Raw genomic sequence first — 16,900 nt, 5'->3', positions numbered from 1 at the left:
CAAGGTGTTCCTATTTGTCATTTGGCTAACGTTAAGAGAAAACGATTATTATTCCGTTCAAAGCGGGATATATATAGCATTATAAATTTTTTGATGCAAATAATTATCATTTCGATATTGATAATTGCATTTGTCGGTTTTTAACTGACTATATCATTGAATATTATGTGTTTTATTTTATCAGGTTGTTACGTATCAAACTGACTTAAGAACTGTTTTAGCATGTTTCCAGTAAAATCTGACCAGCCGTTTTCCAGATATATATCCAGTTAAAATGTCATGATATTAGTTTTGCTTTTCCCTCTAAAATAATAAGGTTAATCGACGGGGAAGGAACCTGAAAATCAGAATTTAATGAATTCAAGATGGATTTATTATTGGTTTAATTTTGGTTTTGTTATCCGCTTTTATTACGGCGTTCTTTATTCATATGCCTATTTTTCATTTATTATAACTTTATTGCATGATAAGTGGTTTTGAGGCGTAATTATAATTGGTTAATTTTAATCCTAGGTCGACAATGAAATGGATACATGTCACCAATATTAATTCACTATACCAATGATTATCTATGAAATGATTATATATACATCTATTTTTATAAAAATAATTCAATAATTATTACAATATAACTCCATGTTTTAATTAAATTTTTAAATTTTTTCCATAAAGGGATAAAAATAAATTCCAATATTCTTGCGTTTTATAATAACCGTCTATAATTAATTTTGTATAACTACTTAGGCAGTTATCAATCATCTTTTTATATTTTTTTAGTCATACTGCTGCATGATCGCGGCAGCTGGAAGCCTGTGTCTTTAATTTATTATTAGATTAATTCATTGGCTATATTCGGTTAAATTGCACTTAAGCCAAATTACTTGGAACTTTATCTATGAAAGCAAGTAGTAATAAAACTGTCGATCAGTTTGATGCTGCTGTAGCGCGTAATGGCTATAATGCGGTAAATGAGTTATTACAGTATCACGCGCGTGGTGATGACCTGATAAGAAATGGCAAACCGTCTTACTCTACTGAAGACGCGGGGTTACAGATTACCCGTACCGGGCAAACCTGGAATGGTAAAAATGTTTTTGATCAGCCAGTAAAGCTGACCTATTCATTTTTAAACAGTGTTAGCAAAATTCCGAGTGGCGATAAGGGTTTTGTCAAATTCAATCCTGCGCAAATCGAAACGGCTAAGTTGTCATTACAGTCGTGGGCGGATGCCGCCAATATTACTTTCACAGAAATCGCGTCCAGCCAGAAAGCCAATATTACTTTTGGTAATTATACGCTTTCCCACGACGGTTCTCCGGCCGATTCCCAGGCTTATGCGTATTTACCGGGTAGCGGGAGTCCGTCCGGTTCGACCTGGTATAACTACAATGTCGATAATATTCGTAGCCCAAATACCATGGAATACGGCCGCCAGACTATAACTCATGAGATTGGACATGCACTGGGGCTTAGCCATCCGGGTAATTATAATGCGGGTCAAGGTTATCCGTCTTATAAGGATGTAACCTACGCGGAAGACACTCGTCAGTTCAGTATTATGAGTTACTGGGGTGAGAAAAATACCGGTGGCGATAACAAAGGCCATTACGCCGCCGCACCTCTTTTAGATGATATTTCCGCGGTCCAACATTTGTACGGTGCAAATATGACGACCCGCGCCGGCGATACTATTTACGGTTTCAATTCAAACACCGATCGTGATTATTACACCGCGACCGATAGCAGCAAGGCGTTGATATTCTCCGTATGGGATGCCGATGGCAACGATACTTTCGACTTCTCCGGCTATAGCAATAATCAGCGTATTAATCTGAACGAAAAATCTTTCTCTGACGTGGGCGGGCTGAAAGGCAACGTATCTATTGCCGCAGGCGTAACCATCGAAAATGCCATTGGCGGTTCCGGTAATGATGTCATCGTGGGTAATGATGCGCGCAATACCTTAATAGGTGGCGATGGCGACGATGTGTTATTCGGCGGCGGCGGGGCGGACGTGCTGTGGGGTGGCGCGGGTAAAGATATTTTTGTCTTTGCTCAAGTAAGCGACTCCACACCGAAAGCTACCGACTGGATCATGGATTTCGAAAGAGGTATCGATAAGATCGATCTTTCGGCCTTTAATCTGGGTAAAAGCGGTGGCCTGCATTTTGTCGATAACTTCAGCGGTAAAGCAGGTGAAGCCATGCTGACTTATGACGCAGGAAGCAACGTAAGCGATTTAGCATTAAATATCGCTGGCGACCGGTCATTCGCAGATTTCCTAGTGAAGATTGTTGGGCAACCGGCTCAGGCGACAGATTTTATTGTTTGATAGCTTAGATTCTTGAAATAAAAACAACGTCTAATGATTTTTATTAGACGTTGTTAATGACTTAAATCAGAAACTCCGGAATAAGCTAATAGGATTTTTCTGGGAAAATAACGCGTAAATTTAATGGTTGTAATTAGGATTTATCTTTTTTAAATTCATGATGATTATTATTACTTGTTTTTAATAACGTAAAACATATAATCAAAACGCATTTTGATGATTAAACAAATTATCTTTATGTATTAATTAGTCTGAAAATAATTGTATATATGAAGTATGTTTTTATGTAATACCACTACAAAGGAGATGACATGGATTTGCATTTTTTACACGGGTAAATCTTACCCGTTAATGAGTGTAGATAGTCGCCGTGGTGGTGAGTTTATTTAATTACAAGGAACTTAACGTTGAAAACAATCAAGAAGACATCTGACGCTCAACTCGCCTCAAATAATCATATGGAAGGTTATAGTGATGTAATCAATCTATTCTTAGATTCTGTTCGTGGCGATGGCGTTACCACTACTAGCGGTAAAGCGAGTTATGCTTTGGATAAAGCCGTATTGCAGTTAAATCGCGGTGGATTAAGTTGGAATGGTAAAATGAATTTAGGGCAGGATGCCGATCTTAAATATTCATTTTTAGACCACAATTCCAAAATTCCTACTGGGATTAACGGATTCATTAAATTTAATCCGGAGCAGGTAATTCAAACTAAACTTGCACTCCAATCCTGGTCTGATGTTGCTAATGTCCATTTCACTGAAGTCGGTCCAACGGAGAAAGCCAATATTACATTGGGCAACTATTCGTTAACCTCTACTGGCCAGTTAGCGGGCGGTCAGGCATTTACCAGCACCAGTTATTACAGTGATGGCAAAATTGCAAACGCGGGTACCTGGTATAATTACAACGTGGATAATATTCGCGAGCCAGGCTCAATGGAATATGGTCGCTTAACATTGGCACATGAATTAGGCCATGCTCTGGGGCTGAGCCATCCAGCGGATTATAACGCGGGTCAAGGCAATACCTTTAAAGCTGATGCGGTTTACGGCGAAGATACTCGTCAGTTCAGTATTATGAGTTATTGGGATGAAACTCAATCTGGAGCGGATCATCAAGGGCACTACGGATTAACGCCATTGGTGGACGATATTGCAGCAATTCAACGTTTGTACGGGGCTAATATGAGCACGCGTACTGAAGATAATACTTACGGTTTTAACTCCAATACTCATCGTGACTCTTTCACTTTGGCGGATAGCAGCGATCAGAAAGTGTTCTCCGTTTGGGATGCGGGTGGCAACGACACCTTTGATTTCTCAGGCTATAGCGTTGATCAACGCATTAATCTGGAAGCGACGTCATTCTCTGACGTAGGCGGCCTGAAAGCTAACGTTTCCATTGCGGCGGGTGTCACTATCGAGAATGCGATTGGCGGTTCCGGTAATGACGTCATCATTGGTAATGAAGCCAATAATGAGTTGCGCGGCGGAGCGGGTAATGACGTGCTGTTTGGCGGCGAAGGTGCAGATAAAATGTGGGGCGGCAGCGGCAGCGATATCTTTGTTTACGGTCGCGCCACGGATTCGACACTGGCCAACCCTGACTGGATTATGGATTTTGAAGGCGGTATCGATAAAATCGATCTGTCGGGATTCCATGTTGGGACAGGTGGAATTCATTTTGTCGATTACTTCTCCGGTTCTGCGGGTGAAGCATTATTAACTTACAATCCTGACACTAATATCAGCGATTTGGCTGTGAATATCGGTGGTGCAGAAGCCATTCCTGATTTCCTGGTGAAAATTGTGGGTCAGCCAATGCAGGCGACTGACTTTATCGTCTGATAGAAAAAGTGAAATATAGCCAATGTCTGATTGATTAAATCAGGCGTTGGCTATGAATAAAAAATTAATGGCAGGTTTTGTCTGTGTTTTTTATGAGAATAAGATAAATCTATAAGTTATTGACTAATAATTTTTAGGAATATTTTTATTTATTATAAAGAAAATATTTTCCTTAATAAGATTTATGATTAAAAGATTTATCACGTAGGGTGGTTTTACGGCAGCGGTATAGTGATTTTAATTATTCATTAGTGGATACCCAGATCGCTAAAGCATTTTGTGTTAAAGGTGCTTGCAGCCGTACAGTTCGAAAAATCTGTGAACGGTGATGCTTTTGAATTGAGGGTCATGACAAAAGCATTGGTTTTATCTAACCAAACTATCCGGAATATACGTGATGAAGCAAAGTAAAAATAAAATAACAGAGCAGGGACAACATAATGAATATCAGTTGGGAAGTTTATACGCGCAGGGGCTAATGGCGGGAGCAACTGATCGAATAGGCACATCGTTAAAGCAGAATAAAGTGTCGTTTACTTCGGAAGAAGCCGCCGATGCCATTACACGAACAGGTCACAGTTGGAATGGCATGAAACAAATTGATCAATCGGCAGAGGTCAATTATTTATTTTTGAACCCTAGGTATGGCGCTAAAACGCCTGCGGGTGACTCTGGGTTGACGAAATTTAACTCAGCGCAGGTCACCGCGGCAAAACAGGCAATGCAAAGTTGGGCTGACGTAGCCAATGTGACATTTAATGAAACCAGCGCGGTTCATGATGCGAATATTCGTTTTGGTAATTATGAAATTTACACCGGGCAAGACTCTAACCCTAGCTTTAAAACCGGATATGCATATTTCCCTTGGGGGCCATCGAGTCAGGTAGGAGTATGGATTAATAACAATCATCAAGGGAATCAACGTCCAGATTTATATCAATCAGGTCATCAGACCTTAAGCCATGAAATAGGTCATGCGCTTGGGTTAAGCCATCCAGGGCGCTATGACTCTCTAAAAGGTACGCCAAATTATGGTAATGCGGGTTATGCGGAAGACAGTAGGCAGTACAGCATAATGAGCTACTGGAGTGAGTGGAATACTGGCGCTGATTTTAAAGGTTTCTATCCAGTTGGCCCTCAAATAGATGATATCGCGGCAGCTCAGCGTCTTTATGGCGCAAATATGAACACACGAACTGAAGATACTGTCTATGGTTTCAACTCAAATACGAATCGAGACTCTCTGAGCTTAAACCATAGCAGTGATAAGAAGGTGTTCGCAGTTTGGGACGCGGGTGGTAATGATGCGTTTGATTTCTCTGGCTATTCAAACAATCAACGGATTAACTTGAACGAACAGTCATTTTCCGATGTCGGCGGTTTGGAAAAAAATGTGTCCATTGCGGCGGGCGCGGTGATCGAAAACGCGATTGGTGGTTCAGGGAATGACATTTTGATGGGTAATCATGTCAGTAACATCTTAAAAGGCAACGCCGGCAACGATGTTATTTATGGTGCAGGTGGGGGAGATCATCTGTTCGGCGGCGAAGGTCGCGATACCTTCTTTTATGGCAATATCCAGGATTCAACATCAGAGAACCCGGATACTATTTATGATTTCGTCAGCGGCATAGATAAAATTGACCTGAGAGGTTTGAATATTGCTGAAAATAGTGCGCGGCTGGTGAATGAGTTCAGCGGTAAAGCAGGAGAAGCGATACTGAGTTTTGATGAAACAACCGGAATGAACGAATTTGCGTTGAATCATTCGGGCGGCGGACTTTCATCTGATTTTACCTTGAAAATTATTGGCCAACCGATGAAGGCTGCTGATTTTCTCGTTTGATAGTTGATAATAAAATATTGCCGGCGTCTGATTGACTTAATTAGACGTCGGCGATAAAAAAGAGAATAGAAAGGCTATTTTATGTTTTCTCATTAATTTCTCTGGTTATGGCGCTCGAGTTAACATAATGTTTTCTCAATTGAAAGGGATTTAATTATGAAAAACATAAAGAATGAAATGAGTGAAGTGTCTTACAGCGTTGTCCACAAAATTTGTACCATTAATAAAAGCAGTATCGATTGTCTAGATGATGGGAATGTCAATAATAACGCAAGTGGATTATATGGCGGCAAAATATTTAATTCTCCCATGCCGAGCAAAGATATTTATGCCTACAAGGATATAAAAGATCAATCCTGTTATCGAATTGATTTTATGTGGTATTTTTAATTTTTCGTCGATAGATTGGATGTTTCAGATATGACATCGCTCCATGGGGCGAGGTTAAATGTTGTGGATGACTTTAATTGTTTATCAACGACTGGTGATGCAATGCTGGAGTATGATTCAGCTAGCGATATAACCCATTTTCACATGGCGAATGTTAATAATGGCGTTATGGAAGATCATTTTGAAGTTTCCATTATTGGTAAGCTTGGCTTGGATACGGATTTTATTTTCTAAGTCGATCAACATCTGGAATAGCACATGTACGGATATTCCTATGCGCTATTAATACAGGAGCAGTTATGGTGAAGCGGTTATTACTTCAACCTTATCGAACATTTTTGTGTGCCACTTTGGCGTTATTAACCTCAATAAGTTCTGGAGAGATTATGGCAAGCAGCCAGGTATTACCTAAAGCCAGCGATTTAAGCGGTCAATGGCAAGTACAGTTAAATAAATCAGCAGAAAAAGCCTGCAGTATTGAATTGAAGTCCACGGCAATAAAACCCAATCTCACTTGGCATGCCAGCGGCGATGTTGCCTGCTTAGAACAATTGCTGGGCAGCGCGCCACAGGGTTGGCGGCCAACGCCGGATGGTATCACCCTGACGGATCAAACCGGTGGGGCTGTGGCATTTTTTGAGCGAACCCAAGACGGTTATGAAATGACGCTACCGGATGATGCGGGAGTAATGATATTACGCCGCGTACAGGATTAATTTTCGTTACGGATAATCTGATGACTTCACTTTTACCTAAGAGTGAAGTCAGAAAATAATTATCGCCCGCCAGAAAGCCGTTAAGGAAAGGTTATGGTTTCTCATCCAATTCGCAATTATGACCGGTTACGAGAGGCGCTGGGCGCATGTCGACGGAGTTTTTACGGCGTCGGCATTTTCAGCGCCATTATTAATATACTGATGTTGGCGCCCTCCCTGTATATGTTGCAGGTTTATGACCGGGTTCTGGCCTCCGGCAATGAAATGACATTGCTGATGCTAACGATCCTGATGGTTGGCTTATGTTTTTTTATGGGCGCGCTAGAGTGGGTACGCAGTTTGGTGGTAATTCGCCTCGGTACCCGATTAGATTTGCGATTGAATAAACAGGTATTTAACGCCGCTTTTGAACGTAATTTGCGGGATGGAGATTCTAAAGCTGGGCAGGCGCTGACGGATCTTACCCAATTACGCCAGTTTGTTACCGGTAATGCCCTGTTTGCCTTTTTTGATGCGCCATGGTTCCCTCTGTTCCTGGCGGTCGTATTTTTGCTGCATCCGTGGCTCGGCATGTTGGCATTAGGCGGCGCTGTCTTTCTGATTTTCCTCACTTGGCTCAACCAATACGTAACTCGCCGCCCTCTGGCAGAAGCGAATAAACTATCGATGCAAGCGACTCATCAGGCAAATACCCATTTACGCAATGCGGAAGTGATCGAAGCCATGGGAATGTTGGGAAATATGCGCAATCGGTGGTTGTCCCAACACTATGGATTTATTCGCCAGCAGAATCTTGCCAGTGAACGTTCAGCTGGCGTTAATGCTTTGTCGAAAAGTTCCCGCATAATCTTGCAATCACTGATGCTGGGGCTGGGGGCTTTGTTGGCGGTGAAAGGAGATATTACTGCTGGAATGATGATCGCCGGTTCCATTTTGGTGGGGCGAGTGCTGAGCCCAATCGATCAACTGATTGGCGTGTGGAAACAATGGGTTGCGGCTCGTCAAGCATGGCATCGGCTGCATTTGTTGCTCGATAATCACCCGCATCGCGAAGACGCAATGGCGCTGCCCGCGCCGACCGGTCATTTAAGCGTCGAGCATATCAGTTTCCGCCCGAATCATAACCAAGCGCCGCGTTTGCATAATATCCATTTCGCTTTACAGGCTGGAGAGACTCTGGGGATTCTTGGCGCTTCTGGCTCAGGTAAATCTACGTTAGCACGCCTGTTGGTGGCCGTACAGCCGCCGACGCAAGGCACGATCAGGCTGGATTCGGCAGATATGAATCAGTTGGATAAAGAAATTTCCGGGGTTTATATCGGCTATCTTCCTCAGGATATTCAACTGTTCAGTGGCACCTTGGCGGAGAATATCGCCAGATTTGGCGAACCAGACGCAGAAAAAGTGGTCGCCGCCGCTAAGCTGGCTGGCGTTCACGAACTGATACTTTCTTTGCCACAGGGCTATGACACGGTGCTTGGGGAAGGCGGCGCGGGCCTGTCGGGTGGGCAGCGTCAGCGTATTGCGCTGGCTCGTGCGGTTTATGGCGATCCTTGTCTGTTGGTGCTGGATGAACCCAATGCCAGTCTGGATATGGAAGGGGATCGCGCTTTGTTAATGGCGTTGGATGCCCTACAAAAGCGCGGCTGTACGCTGATTTTGATCACTCACCGACCGGCGTTAACGGCGCGGGCTCACAAGCTGTTGATTCTGAATCAAGGACAGCAGCAGCGGTTCGGTCCCGCAGGGGAAGTGATGTCGGAGTTGCAGCAGTTGAACGCGGCAAATCAACCTGCATTGAAACGCGAGCCGCAAACGGCGGGAATTCCGGGTTAAGTGACAATAAAAGAGAAACCAGGCATATGTCCGAAGACAATAAAAAAACGGAACTGGCATTTTTACGGGAAGTACAACATAGCGAGAATCGGGCGTTGTACTGGGGATGGGGGCTGGTCTTGGCCGGATTTGGCGGCTTTATGCTATGGGCGCTGTTAGCACCGCTGGATAAAGGCGTTCCGGTTACGGGCACCGTGGTAGTTTCCGGCAATCGTAAGGCTATTCAACATCCTGAAGGCGGTATCGTCGATCGTATTATGGTTCACGATGGCGATCGGGTTGAGGCCGGAGAGGTCTTAATCACCTTAAATGCTGTGCGGGCGCGTTCTGCCAGCGATGGGCTGACGTCTCAATATCATCAATTATTAGCCAATGAAGCGCGTCTTTTAGCCGAGCAAAAAGGCGAGTCACAGTTAGTTATAACGCCCCGTTTGCAGCAGAGCCGTGAGCAAAAAGGTATGGTGGAAATTCTGGCTTTGCAGCAGCAATTGCTGAACAGTCGGCAGCAGGCGTTGCAAATGGAAACTGATGCGCTGAACGCCAATATTGCCGGATTACAGGCTGCGATGGGTGCACAAAAGCAGGTGAGGAGTAATAAAAACAGTCAGCGGCAGGCGTTATCCCAGCAGCTGGACGGTTTGAAATCTTTGGCAGATGAAAACTATGTACCGCGAAATAAAATGCTGGAAACCAAACAGCTTTATTCACAACTTAATGGCGAAATTGCGCAGATCGGCGGCGAAATCACCCGTGGAGAGCGTGAAATTCAGGAACAGGGATTGAGAATTAAGCAGCGCCAGCAAGAGTATCAAAAAGAAGTCAATACTCAGTTGGCGGAGGTGCAATCTACATTAACGGAAGTGGCTAGCCAGTTGGAAAAGGCAGATTTCGATTTAGCTAATGTCCAGATGCGCTCGCCGGTGGCCGGGACCGTGGTGGAAATGAAAGTCTTTACCGAAGGTGGCGTGATTGCTGCCGGTCAATCGCTGATGGAGATCGTGCCTGATAACCAGCCGCTGTTTGTCGATGCGCGAGTACCGGTGGAAATGGTGGATAAAATTCACCCTGGGCTGCCGGTGGAACTGCAATTTACCGCATTTAATCAGAGCACTACGCCAAAAGTAGAAGGTTCGGTGAAGCTGATATCTGCCGACAGAGTGTTGGATGAACGCACTCAGGAACCTTATTACAGTCTGCGGGTTGAGGTCAGTGATGCAGGGCGGCAAAAACTGGATGGTTTACAGATTAAGCCCGGAATGCCGGTTCAGGGTTTTGTTCGCACCGGTGAACGTTCGTTGATCAACTATCTGTTTAAACCTCTGATGGATCGCCTACATATGGCATTAACGGAAGAGTAGGGAGCGCAGGATGCCATTAACGTTACGAATCATTTTTCTCACCTTATTAGTATTACCGGGGAGGGGAAACGCATTGGGTCTGTTGGATGCGTGGGAACTGGCGGTGCGCCACGATCCGCAATATCAGGCTGCGGGTTATGAAAGAGACGCCGGTCAGGAAGAAGAGGCGTTGGGGCTGTCAGGACTACTGCCCACGGTGCAATACAGTTATGGCGCTAACAATAACTCTTCCACGGTAAGCCAGACGGATAACCGAAGCAGCAGCAAAGTGAAGCGCGATTATGATAGCTATGTCTCGATGTTATCTTTACGTCAGCCGCTGATTGATTACGGGGCGTACGCACGCTATCGGCAGGGGATCGCACGTAAACTCTTTGCCGATCAACGTTTTCGCGATAAAAGTCAGGAATTGATCGTGCGTTTGTATCGCGCTTATAGCAGTGCGCTATTGGCGCAGGAAAAGAAATCTCTGCTGGAGGCGCAGCTACGCGCGTATCAGGAGCAAATTCAGTTGAATCGCCGGTTGCTGGCTGCCGGGGAAGGCACTCAAACCGATATTGATGAAACCGCCGCGCGTTTGACTCTGACTCAGGTACAGCTAATCGAGCAGCAGGATGCGCTGGATAGTCAGCTAACCGAGTTGGAAAATATGATTGGCCGCTCGGTGGATCTGGCGGAGTTACGGCCACTTACGCTGGAAACTTTGCCGCAAAATATCAGCGATGGACGGACATTGGCTCAATGGCGAGATTTAGCCATGCGGCATAATGCACGCTTGGCTGGGCAGCGGAATAACCTGGATGCCAAACACTATGAAATAGAAAGTAGCCGGAGTGGACATTTACCGACGTTGCAATTAGTTGCTTCATCCCGGAATTCCCGCTCTGAATCGGAATATAACTACAATCAGAAATACGATACGCAAAGCGTCGGGCTGCAGTTAAATGTGCCTATTTATGCTGGCGGCAGCGTATCTAGCGCTACCCGACAGGCAACCGCGCACTATCAACAATCTCAGGCTGAATTAGATCAGGAAACCCGACAGGTATTGGCGGAGTTAAAGCGTCAGTTCAATTTAAGTAATAGCGGAGCAGCAAAAATCCGAGCCTGGCAAATGACAGTGGATTCGGCGCAGAAAGTTTTGATAGCAACGCGTCGTAGCGTGTTGGGGGGGGAACGAATTAATCTAGACGTGTTGCTGGCGGAACAGCAGTTATTCAATTCCAAACGGGATCTGGCCGAGGCCAAATACGGTTGGTTGCAGTCGTGGCTAGAGCTACGTTATAACGCCGGTACTTTGCAAGAGAACGATATTTTGCAATTGGCGGCCTGGTTTGAACCGGAAAAGCGCTAGCTGAACCGACAGCCTGTACAATAGGGAAGCGCGGCTTCCCTTTTTTACGTCCCTATTTTCCTATACAGAAATATTTTCACAAAGGCGTTTAGCCAGCACGCAACTTGTTCACCATATTCTTGCCCTCGATTTCATCCCCGTGGTTTAACCGTAGGTTTGTTAGAAAGGCCGTAAGCTGGATCAATGGTGTTAGACCGTATTCTGGTGGATAAAACTGATTTTTTAACCTGAATCAACATAATCAGCGTCTATTGTGGTGTATTATTCTGCCATCCCGATAGGTAGGGTTCTCCATCGGGCTTAACGTAGTCAGTTAATATGTCGATTGTCAGAGGAGAGGCGAGATGCACTCAGCGGCCGATTATATAACCTTGGGTTTGATTGTGCTTATTTTTGGTTTTTGCCTGTACGGCTTGTTTGGCGCACCAAAGCAAAAGTAACGATTATTCCTATTTCTCGCCCCACCCGTTCTGCGTGGGGCTATTTTCTTTATCGGTGTACTTTTCTACCATTCGTTATTATCTCTATCTCGTAAGATTATATTTAAAAATCATAATACTTCTTCATTTTCGTGCATGTAAATGCCCAGCTTTACTTGATTATTGTTAGGTTGAGTGAACTATCGCTAGCGTACTTTTGCAAAAAAAGCCATAGATTAAATTCGTCTAAATAACGCATTTATACTGATAAAACGATTTATCCACTGAAGTAGTAATGAAAGGGAATGGGCTATAGTTAACTTATTCTAATCAAAATGGTCTTTTAGCCGATGGGCAATGTAACGGCGGAAACGACGGGAATAAATACAACTATTCACCCTTGGTGGCTGCGGCTAACGCATTGGGTGAATGCGCTGGCTATTATTATCATGGTCACTAGCGGTTGGCGGATTTATAACGCCTCTCCACTGTTTAATTTTTCTTACCCGGATTGGATGACGCTAGGAGGATGGCTAGGTGGCGCGTTGCAATGGCATTTCGCAGCAATGTGGCTTATTTTCTTTAACGGCTTGTTTTATTTATTTATGAATACGATAACCGGAAGATTTAAAGGAAAATTCTGGCCGTTAAGCCTGTCTGCACTTTGGCAAGATATGCGAGCAGCGTTAACCGGTAAACTCAGCCATGCCGATTTGCGCCACTATAATATGGTGCAGCGTTTCCTTTATTTGGTGACCGTGCTGGCTTTAATTACTCTGGTGCTATCTGGTTTAGTCTTATGGAAGTCCGTTCAGTTTCCGTTATTGCGGGAATTACTCGGAGGCTACCCTACCGCTCGTTATATTCATTTCTTTGCTATGACCTACATCGTTTTCTTCACGCTGATTCACCTGATCATGGTGATATTGGTTCCCCGAACATTATTAGCCATGATTCGTGGGCGCTAGAGGCGAAAAATATGAAACAGAAAATCAGGGTTAACCCTGCAGTGGATGGTGACGAAGTGGTAAAAGAAGTCACGCGAATTCTGGCCAAAGGGTTGGATTCAGCCAGCCGCAGGCGTTTTCTCAATCAAGGATTGACCTTGGGCGGTGCGATGCTACTGACCGGCTGTGATTTTGATAGCGACGCGCAGATCGATTCACAGTTAATGAGAATTTCTCGTTTCAACGATCGGGTACAAGGCTGGCTGTTTAATCCCAAAAATCTGGCTCCGGTCTATCCGGAATCTATGATTACTCGCCCGTTTCCTTTTAACGCCTATTACTCTCAGGATCAAATCCGTCAGGTCAATGGGGAAAGTTTCAGGCTCGAAATAAGCGGTCTGGTTGATAATAAACACCCGTGGTCATTACCTGAGTTATATGCAATGGCGCAGGTTACGCAGGTTACCCGGCATATTTGCGTTGAAGGTTGGAGTGCTATTGGCAAATGGGGCGGTATTCCTTTTTCCCATTTATTGCGTCTGATCGGGGCTGATTTAAACGCTAAATACGTTGGTTTTAAGTGTGCAGATGATTATTACACCAGCATTGATATGCCTACAGCATTGCACCCGCAAACTCAACTGACATTAACTTATGATGGGAAAATCCTGCCTGCGGAATATGGATTTCCGATGAAGCTACGTATGCCCACTAAATTAGGCTACAAAAACCCGAAATATATTCAGTCCATTTTCGTTACGAATACATACCCCGGAGGCTTTTGGGAAGATCAGGGTTATAACTGGTTTGGTGGCAGCTAGTCTGCTCTCACCCTCAGCCTCTACTACTTGACCTAAACCAAAAAAGGAATATGCGATGAAAAAGCCTATTATTCTAATGCTCTGTAGCTGTATTGCACTGGGAATGGGAGTTGCCCATGCCGAGGACACTATGAGCAACACGGCAAGTAAAGAAATGAGTATGAAAAAGGATGATATGCATAAGCAGGAGATGATGAAAAAGGACGATATGCATAAACAGGAAATGATGAAAAAGGATGATATGCATAAGAAGGAAATGATGAAAAAGGACGATATGCATAAGAAGGAAATGATGAAAAAGGACGATATGCATAAGCAAGAAATGATGAAGAAAGATAGTATGAAAAAACCCATGCCTGAGGGTGAAATGAAGAAAGAAGGTAGCTCTTACTGATGATTAACCGGCCAGAGAAGGTGTGGCCGGCATCCTGTCTGTGATTTAACGCATTAATTTGATGGGCTTTTTACTTGGGTAATCAGCCCTAAAAACTCTCTTTTCAAGACCGCTTGAGACATAAGTTACTCGGCCAAAAACCGGGACGGGAGAACATCACCAGATTTCCGAGTAAAATCAGGATCAGACCAAGTACGGCATTGGCATGCCATTGATAACCTTCATAGAAGGTGGAGAGAGTGAGCGCTACAAGTGGAAATAGCAGAGTACTGTAAGCAGCAGCGTTGGCTCCAATACGCCCAACCAGACTGAAGTAAAGGGCAAAAGCGATAGCGGAGCCAAAAATAGCCAGATAAAACAAGGCGCCAAGATAGTGAGCGGAGAGTTCCAGAGTAAAACTACCGTGCTGTGCCCAGGCAATAACCCCCATCAGTATCGCCCCGTAGCTCATAGCATAGGTATTGGTCGACAGGACATCCAAACCGCGTCGTTGATGACGGCTGCTAATCATATTTCCCAAAGAGAAGCCGTAGGTACCCAGCAGGCTCAGGCCAATTCCTTTGAGTAATTCAGGCTGTAATTGTGTCGCCATAAGATCGTGCCAGAAAAGCGCTACAATCCCCGTCAGCCCTAATATGCTGGCTGGAATAAAGTTAGGGTTTAAACGTTGCCGGAAAAATATGAGTCCGTTCACTGCATTGAACAGCACCGCCATGGAGAAAATAACCGATTCCAGTCCGCTGCTAATATAAGCCGCCGCTTGATAAAAACAGTAAAAATTAAAACCGAAAACGCACATCCCCTGAATGACGCAAAATAGGTGATCCCGTAAGGCGATACGTCGTAATCGACGGCTAACCAATAGGATAATCAGCATGGTCAGAGTCGCGATGACAAAGCGATAAAAAATCGATTGGGTCACCGGCACGCTGCCCTGTTGCATAGTAATGGCAATCCAGGTCGTACCCCAAATCAGAACTACGGCGCTGTACAATAAAGCATTCATTGAATATCTCGTTCAGAAAATCATGAAAGAGATTATGATTCTTTCGCCCAATCTGTGCTTTCAGCCCTTTGCCAGCATTTGCATAATCTTGCGCATTTCTTAATAACTACGTAGTGAATCTCTGGTTTGCATCACGGCAACTCAGTAAACTGTGAATTCTGTCATATAAGGAGTTGTTGCGGTGAAATCCGAGAATTATCAGGCTTTCGATACCCTGAGAGGCCATAAGGCGCAGCTGCAAAATTCTGTGCGGCTCGGGTCTGGCATTCAGTTGGCAGCCTGGACCAACAGTCAGGATTGCGTCACCCTGGATAATCCGGATCACCATACTCTGAGTTTGTACGTGGCCGATGGCTATGAGTGTTATCACAAAACCGCCGGTGGCTGGAAAAACGGCGGTGGTCCGGATCGGTTTTGTATTATGCCGAAAGACAGTTATTCCAGCTGGGATGTGCGCACTAATCTGTCTTTCGTCCATTTATATTGCACAGACGATCATTTGCGTTCTTTGGCCGAGCAGATTTGGGACCGAAGTCCGGCGCAGCTACAGGTTGACGAGCGCGTATTTGCGGATGATATGCAAATTACTTTGTTATATCGGCAATTTTTACTCAGCTGTGATTGGCAAGATCGAGCCAATCAGTTGACCTTGAGCAGCGCCAGTACTTTATTGCTGACCCATATGTTGCGTCATTACACCCAATTGCAGTGGGCATTACCGCAGGTGAAAGGCGGTTTGGCTCCCAGCGTTTTAAAACGGGTTCAGGAATATATTGAAAGCCAATTGTCTCAGCCATTACTGCTGGCGGACCTGGCCAAATTGGCGGAGCTTAGTGAATTTCATTTTGCCCGAATGTTTAAGCAAAGCACCGGATTAGCTCCTCATCAATATGTCATGAAAGTGAGATTGGAGAGGGCGGCTTCATTACTGCGCCACGGCGATTTGCCGCTGACAGAAATAGCATTAGCCTGCGGTTTCAGCTCGGCCAGTCATTTTAGCCACCGTTTTAAAAGTGCCTTTGGCTATACCGCCTCTGCGCTTCGGCAAGAATCGCGCTGATAGTATTTAGCTGATAGTATTTAAATGCAGTTAAGCTTAAGCCGCGATAAGTTTTCTTGGCGAAAGAGTTTCGGCCGTCAAAATATGCAGAGTACGAATTTTGCCCACGATGGGCGATAGCGTTAAAAATAAGCCTATCTGACGTCAATTGATATACCTCAAAGTGTTCCTCTCTTTTCTTCAGCTTATTCATTGCAACTTTTTTGTGGCTATGCCGGAAACCGCATTTTTGCATGACCTTTCCCGAGGCCGGATTACGGCTGAGGTGACGGCCGTAAATAACAAATAATCCTAAGCGTTCAAAGGCAAATTGACACAGCGCCTTACATGCTTCGCTACATATTCCTTGTCCCCACTATTCCGTACCGATCCAGTGCCCTATTTCGCCTTGATTCTGATGGATATCCATTAGGGAGATAGCACCTAACAGGCGGCCATTTTCAATGTCGCTAATAGCAAAAACGACCGTTTTCATTTGTTCCCAGGTTAGCGAATGGTCGGTAATCCATTCTTCGGCCAGTTCGACAGGATAGTGATGCGGAATAGTGGCGGTGATTTCGACGATGGC

14 protein-coding genes and 1 pseudogene are annotated in these 16,900 nt (G+C 44.7%); 13 read left to right on the top strand and 2 right to left on the bottom strand.

Annotation, left to right across the window (positions count from 1 at the left end):
• Nucleotides 1–895: 895 nt before the first annotated feature.
• The 12 genes from DBA33_RS08370 (at nt 896) to DBA33_RS08315 (ending at nt 14,266) form a co-directional block, all read left to right on the top strand.
• Nucleotides 896–2,332 (top strand): serralysin family metalloprotease, encoded by a 1,437-nt coding sequence (locus tag DBA33_RS08370; protein WP_064513303.1) that lies wholly within the window; start codon nt 896–898, stop codon nt 2,330–2,332.
• Nucleotides 2,333–2,790: 458 nt separating this feature from the next.
• Nucleotides 2,791–4,185 carry a serralysin family metalloprotease gene (locus DBA33_RS08365; RefSeq protein WP_084414281.1) on the top strand — a complete coding sequence of 465 codons (1,395 nt, stop codon included), beginning with the start codon at nt 2,791–2,793 and terminating at the stop codon, nt 4,183–4,185.
• Between the two features lie 397 nt (nt 4,186–4,582).
• Entirely contained in the window at nt 4,583–6,031 is a 1,449-nt protein-coding gene (locus DBA33_RS08360) for a serralysin family metalloprotease (RefSeq protein ID WP_120806207.1), read from the top strand.
• Nucleotides 6,032–6,187: 156 nt separating this feature from the next.
• A complete protein-coding gene (locus tag DBA33_RS08355) occupies nt 6,188–6,421 on the top strand; it encodes a hypothetical protein (RefSeq protein WP_120806205.1) in 234 nt (77 codons plus the stop codon).
• Nucleotides 6,422–6,436: 15 nt separating this feature from the next.
• Nucleotides 6,437–6,655, top strand: coding sequence for a M10 family metallopeptidase C-terminal domain-containing protein (locus tag DBA33_RS08350; RefSeq protein WP_276148115.1), 219 nt, complete (start codon nt 6,437–6,439; stop codon nt 6,653–6,655).
• 152 nt (nt 6,656–6,807) lie between these two features.
• A complete protein-coding gene (locus DBA33_RS08345) occupies nt 6,808–7,137 on the top strand; it encodes a protease inhibitor Inh/omp19 family protein (RefSeq protein WP_064513311.1) in 330 nt (109 codons plus the stop codon).
• Nucleotides 7,138–7,230: 93 nt separating this feature from the next.
• Nucleotides 7,231–8,973, top strand: a complete 1,743-nt coding sequence (locus DBA33_RS08340; RefSeq protein ID WP_120806203.1) for a type I secretion system permease/ATPase — start codon at nt 7,231–7,233, stop codon at nt 8,971–8,973.
• 26 nt (nt 8,974–8,999) lie between these two features.
• Nucleotides 9,000–10,331, top strand: a complete 1,332-nt coding sequence (locus DBA33_RS08335; protein ID WP_064513315.1) for an HlyD family type I secretion periplasmic adaptor subunit — start codon at nt 9,000–9,002, stop codon at nt 10,329–10,331.
• A 10-nt stretch (nt 10,332–10,341) separates the two neighbouring features.
• Entirely contained in the window at nt 10,342–11,685 is a 1,344-nt protein-coding gene (locus DBA33_RS08330; protein WP_064513317.1) for a TolC family outer membrane protein, read from the top strand.
• 769 nt (nt 11,686–12,454) lie between these two features.
• The gene (locus tag DBA33_RS08325) at nt 12,455–13,072 is read left to right on the top strand and encodes a cytochrome b/b6 domain-containing protein (RefSeq protein WP_064513319.1); all 618 of its coding nucleotides are present in this window, start codon (nt 12,455–12,457) and stop codon (nt 13,070–13,072) included.
• Nucleotides 13,073–13,083: 11 nt separating this feature from the next.
• Nucleotides 13,084–13,872: a molybdopterin-dependent oxidoreductase gene (locus DBA33_RS08320; RefSeq protein ID WP_120806201.1), complete on the top strand. Its 789-nt coding sequence runs from the start codon at nt 13,084–13,086 to the stop codon at nt 13,870–13,872.
• A 55-nt stretch (nt 13,873–13,927) separates the two neighbouring features.
• Nucleotides 13,928–14,266, top strand: coding sequence for a hypothetical protein (locus DBA33_RS08315; RefSeq protein ID WP_064513323.1), 339 nt, complete (start codon nt 13,928–13,930; stop codon nt 14,264–14,266).
• A 103-nt stretch (nt 14,267–14,369) separates the two neighbouring features.
• On the opposite strand, the gene DBA33_RS08310 is transcribed toward DBA33_RS08315, so the two are convergent.
• Nucleotides 14,370–15,272 carry an EamA family transporter gene (locus tag DBA33_RS08310; protein WP_120806199.1) on the bottom strand — a complete coding sequence of 301 codons (903 nt, stop codon included), beginning with the start codon at nt 15,270–15,272 and terminating at the stop codon, nt 14,370–14,372.
• A gap of 181 nt (nt 15,273–15,453) precedes the next feature.
• On the opposite strand from DBA33_RS08310, the gene DBA33_RS08305 reads away from it, so the two are divergent.
• On the top strand, nt 15,454–16,332 hold the full coding sequence (locus tag DBA33_RS08305; protein ID WP_064513327.1) for a helix-turn-helix domain-containing protein: 879 nt from the start codon (nt 15,454–15,456) through the stop codon (nt 16,330–16,332).
• Here the strand turns inward: DBA33_RS08305 and DBA33_RS08300 are convergent.
• Nucleotides 16,280–16,876, bottom strand: a pseudogene (locus DBA33_RS08300) (GNAT family N-acetyltransferase). The gene DBA33_RS08305 and the pseudogene DBA33_RS08300 overlap by 53 nt on opposite strands.
• Nucleotides 16,877–16,900: the final 24 nt, after the last annotated feature.

It is taken from the genome of Yersinia sp. IP36721, from assembly GCF_003634395.1.
Lineage (GTDB): Bacteria > Pseudomonadota > Gammaproteobacteria > Enterobacterales > Enterobacteriaceae > Yersinia > Yersinia entomophaga.
This window is presented reverse-complemented; position numbering and strand designations above follow the sequence as displayed.

What these genes read in the sequence shown, in the direction of transcription:
- DBA33_RS08325 (WP_064513319.1), top strand. Translation starts at nt 12,455, where the DNA reads ATGGGCAATGTAACGGCGGAAACGACGGGAATAAATACAACTATTCAC.
- DBA33_RS08330 (WP_064513317.1), top strand. Translation starts at nt 10,342, where the DNA reads ATGCCATTAACGTTACGAATCATTTTTCTCACCTTATTAGTATTACCG.
- DBA33_RS08320 (WP_120806201.1), top strand. Translation starts at nt 13,084, where the DNA reads ATGAAACAGAAAATCAGGGTTAACCCTGCAGTGGATGGTGACGAAGTG.
- DBA33_RS08365 (WP_084414281.1), top strand. Translation starts at nt 2,791, where the DNA reads ATGGAAGGTTATAGTGATGTAATCAATCTATTCTTAGATTCTGTTCGT.
- DBA33_RS08355 (WP_120806205.1), top strand. Translation starts at nt 6,188, where the DNA reads ATGAAAAACATAAAGAATGAAATGAGTGAAGTGTCTTACAGCGTTGTC.
- DBA33_RS08370 (WP_064513303.1), top strand. Translation starts at nt 896, where the DNA reads ATGAAAGCAAGTAGTAATAAAACTGTCGATCAGTTTGATGCTGCTGTA.
- DBA33_RS08340 (WP_120806203.1), top strand. Translation starts at nt 7,231, where the DNA reads ATGGTTTCTCATCCAATTCGCAATTATGACCGGTTACGAGAGGCGCTG.
- DBA33_RS08360 (WP_120806207.1), top strand. Translation starts at nt 4,583, where the DNA reads ATGAAGCAAAGTAAAAATAAAATAACAGAGCAGGGACAACATAATGAA.
- DBA33_RS08310 (WP_120806199.1), bottom strand. Translation starts at nt 15,272, where the DNA reads ATGAATGCTTTATTGTACAGCGCCGTAGTTCTGATTTGGGGTACGACC.
- DBA33_RS08335 (WP_064513315.1), top strand. Translation starts at nt 9,000, where the DNA reads ATGTCCGAAGACAATAAAAAAACGGAACTGGCATTTTTACGGGAAGTA.
- DBA33_RS08345 (WP_064513311.1), top strand. Translation starts at nt 6,808, where the DNA reads ATGGCAAGCAGCCAGGTATTACCTAAAGCCAGCGATTTAAGCGGTCAA.
- DBA33_RS08315 (WP_064513323.1), top strand. Translation starts at nt 13,928, where the DNA reads ATGAAAAAGCCTATTATTCTAATGCTCTGTAGCTGTATTGCACTGGGA.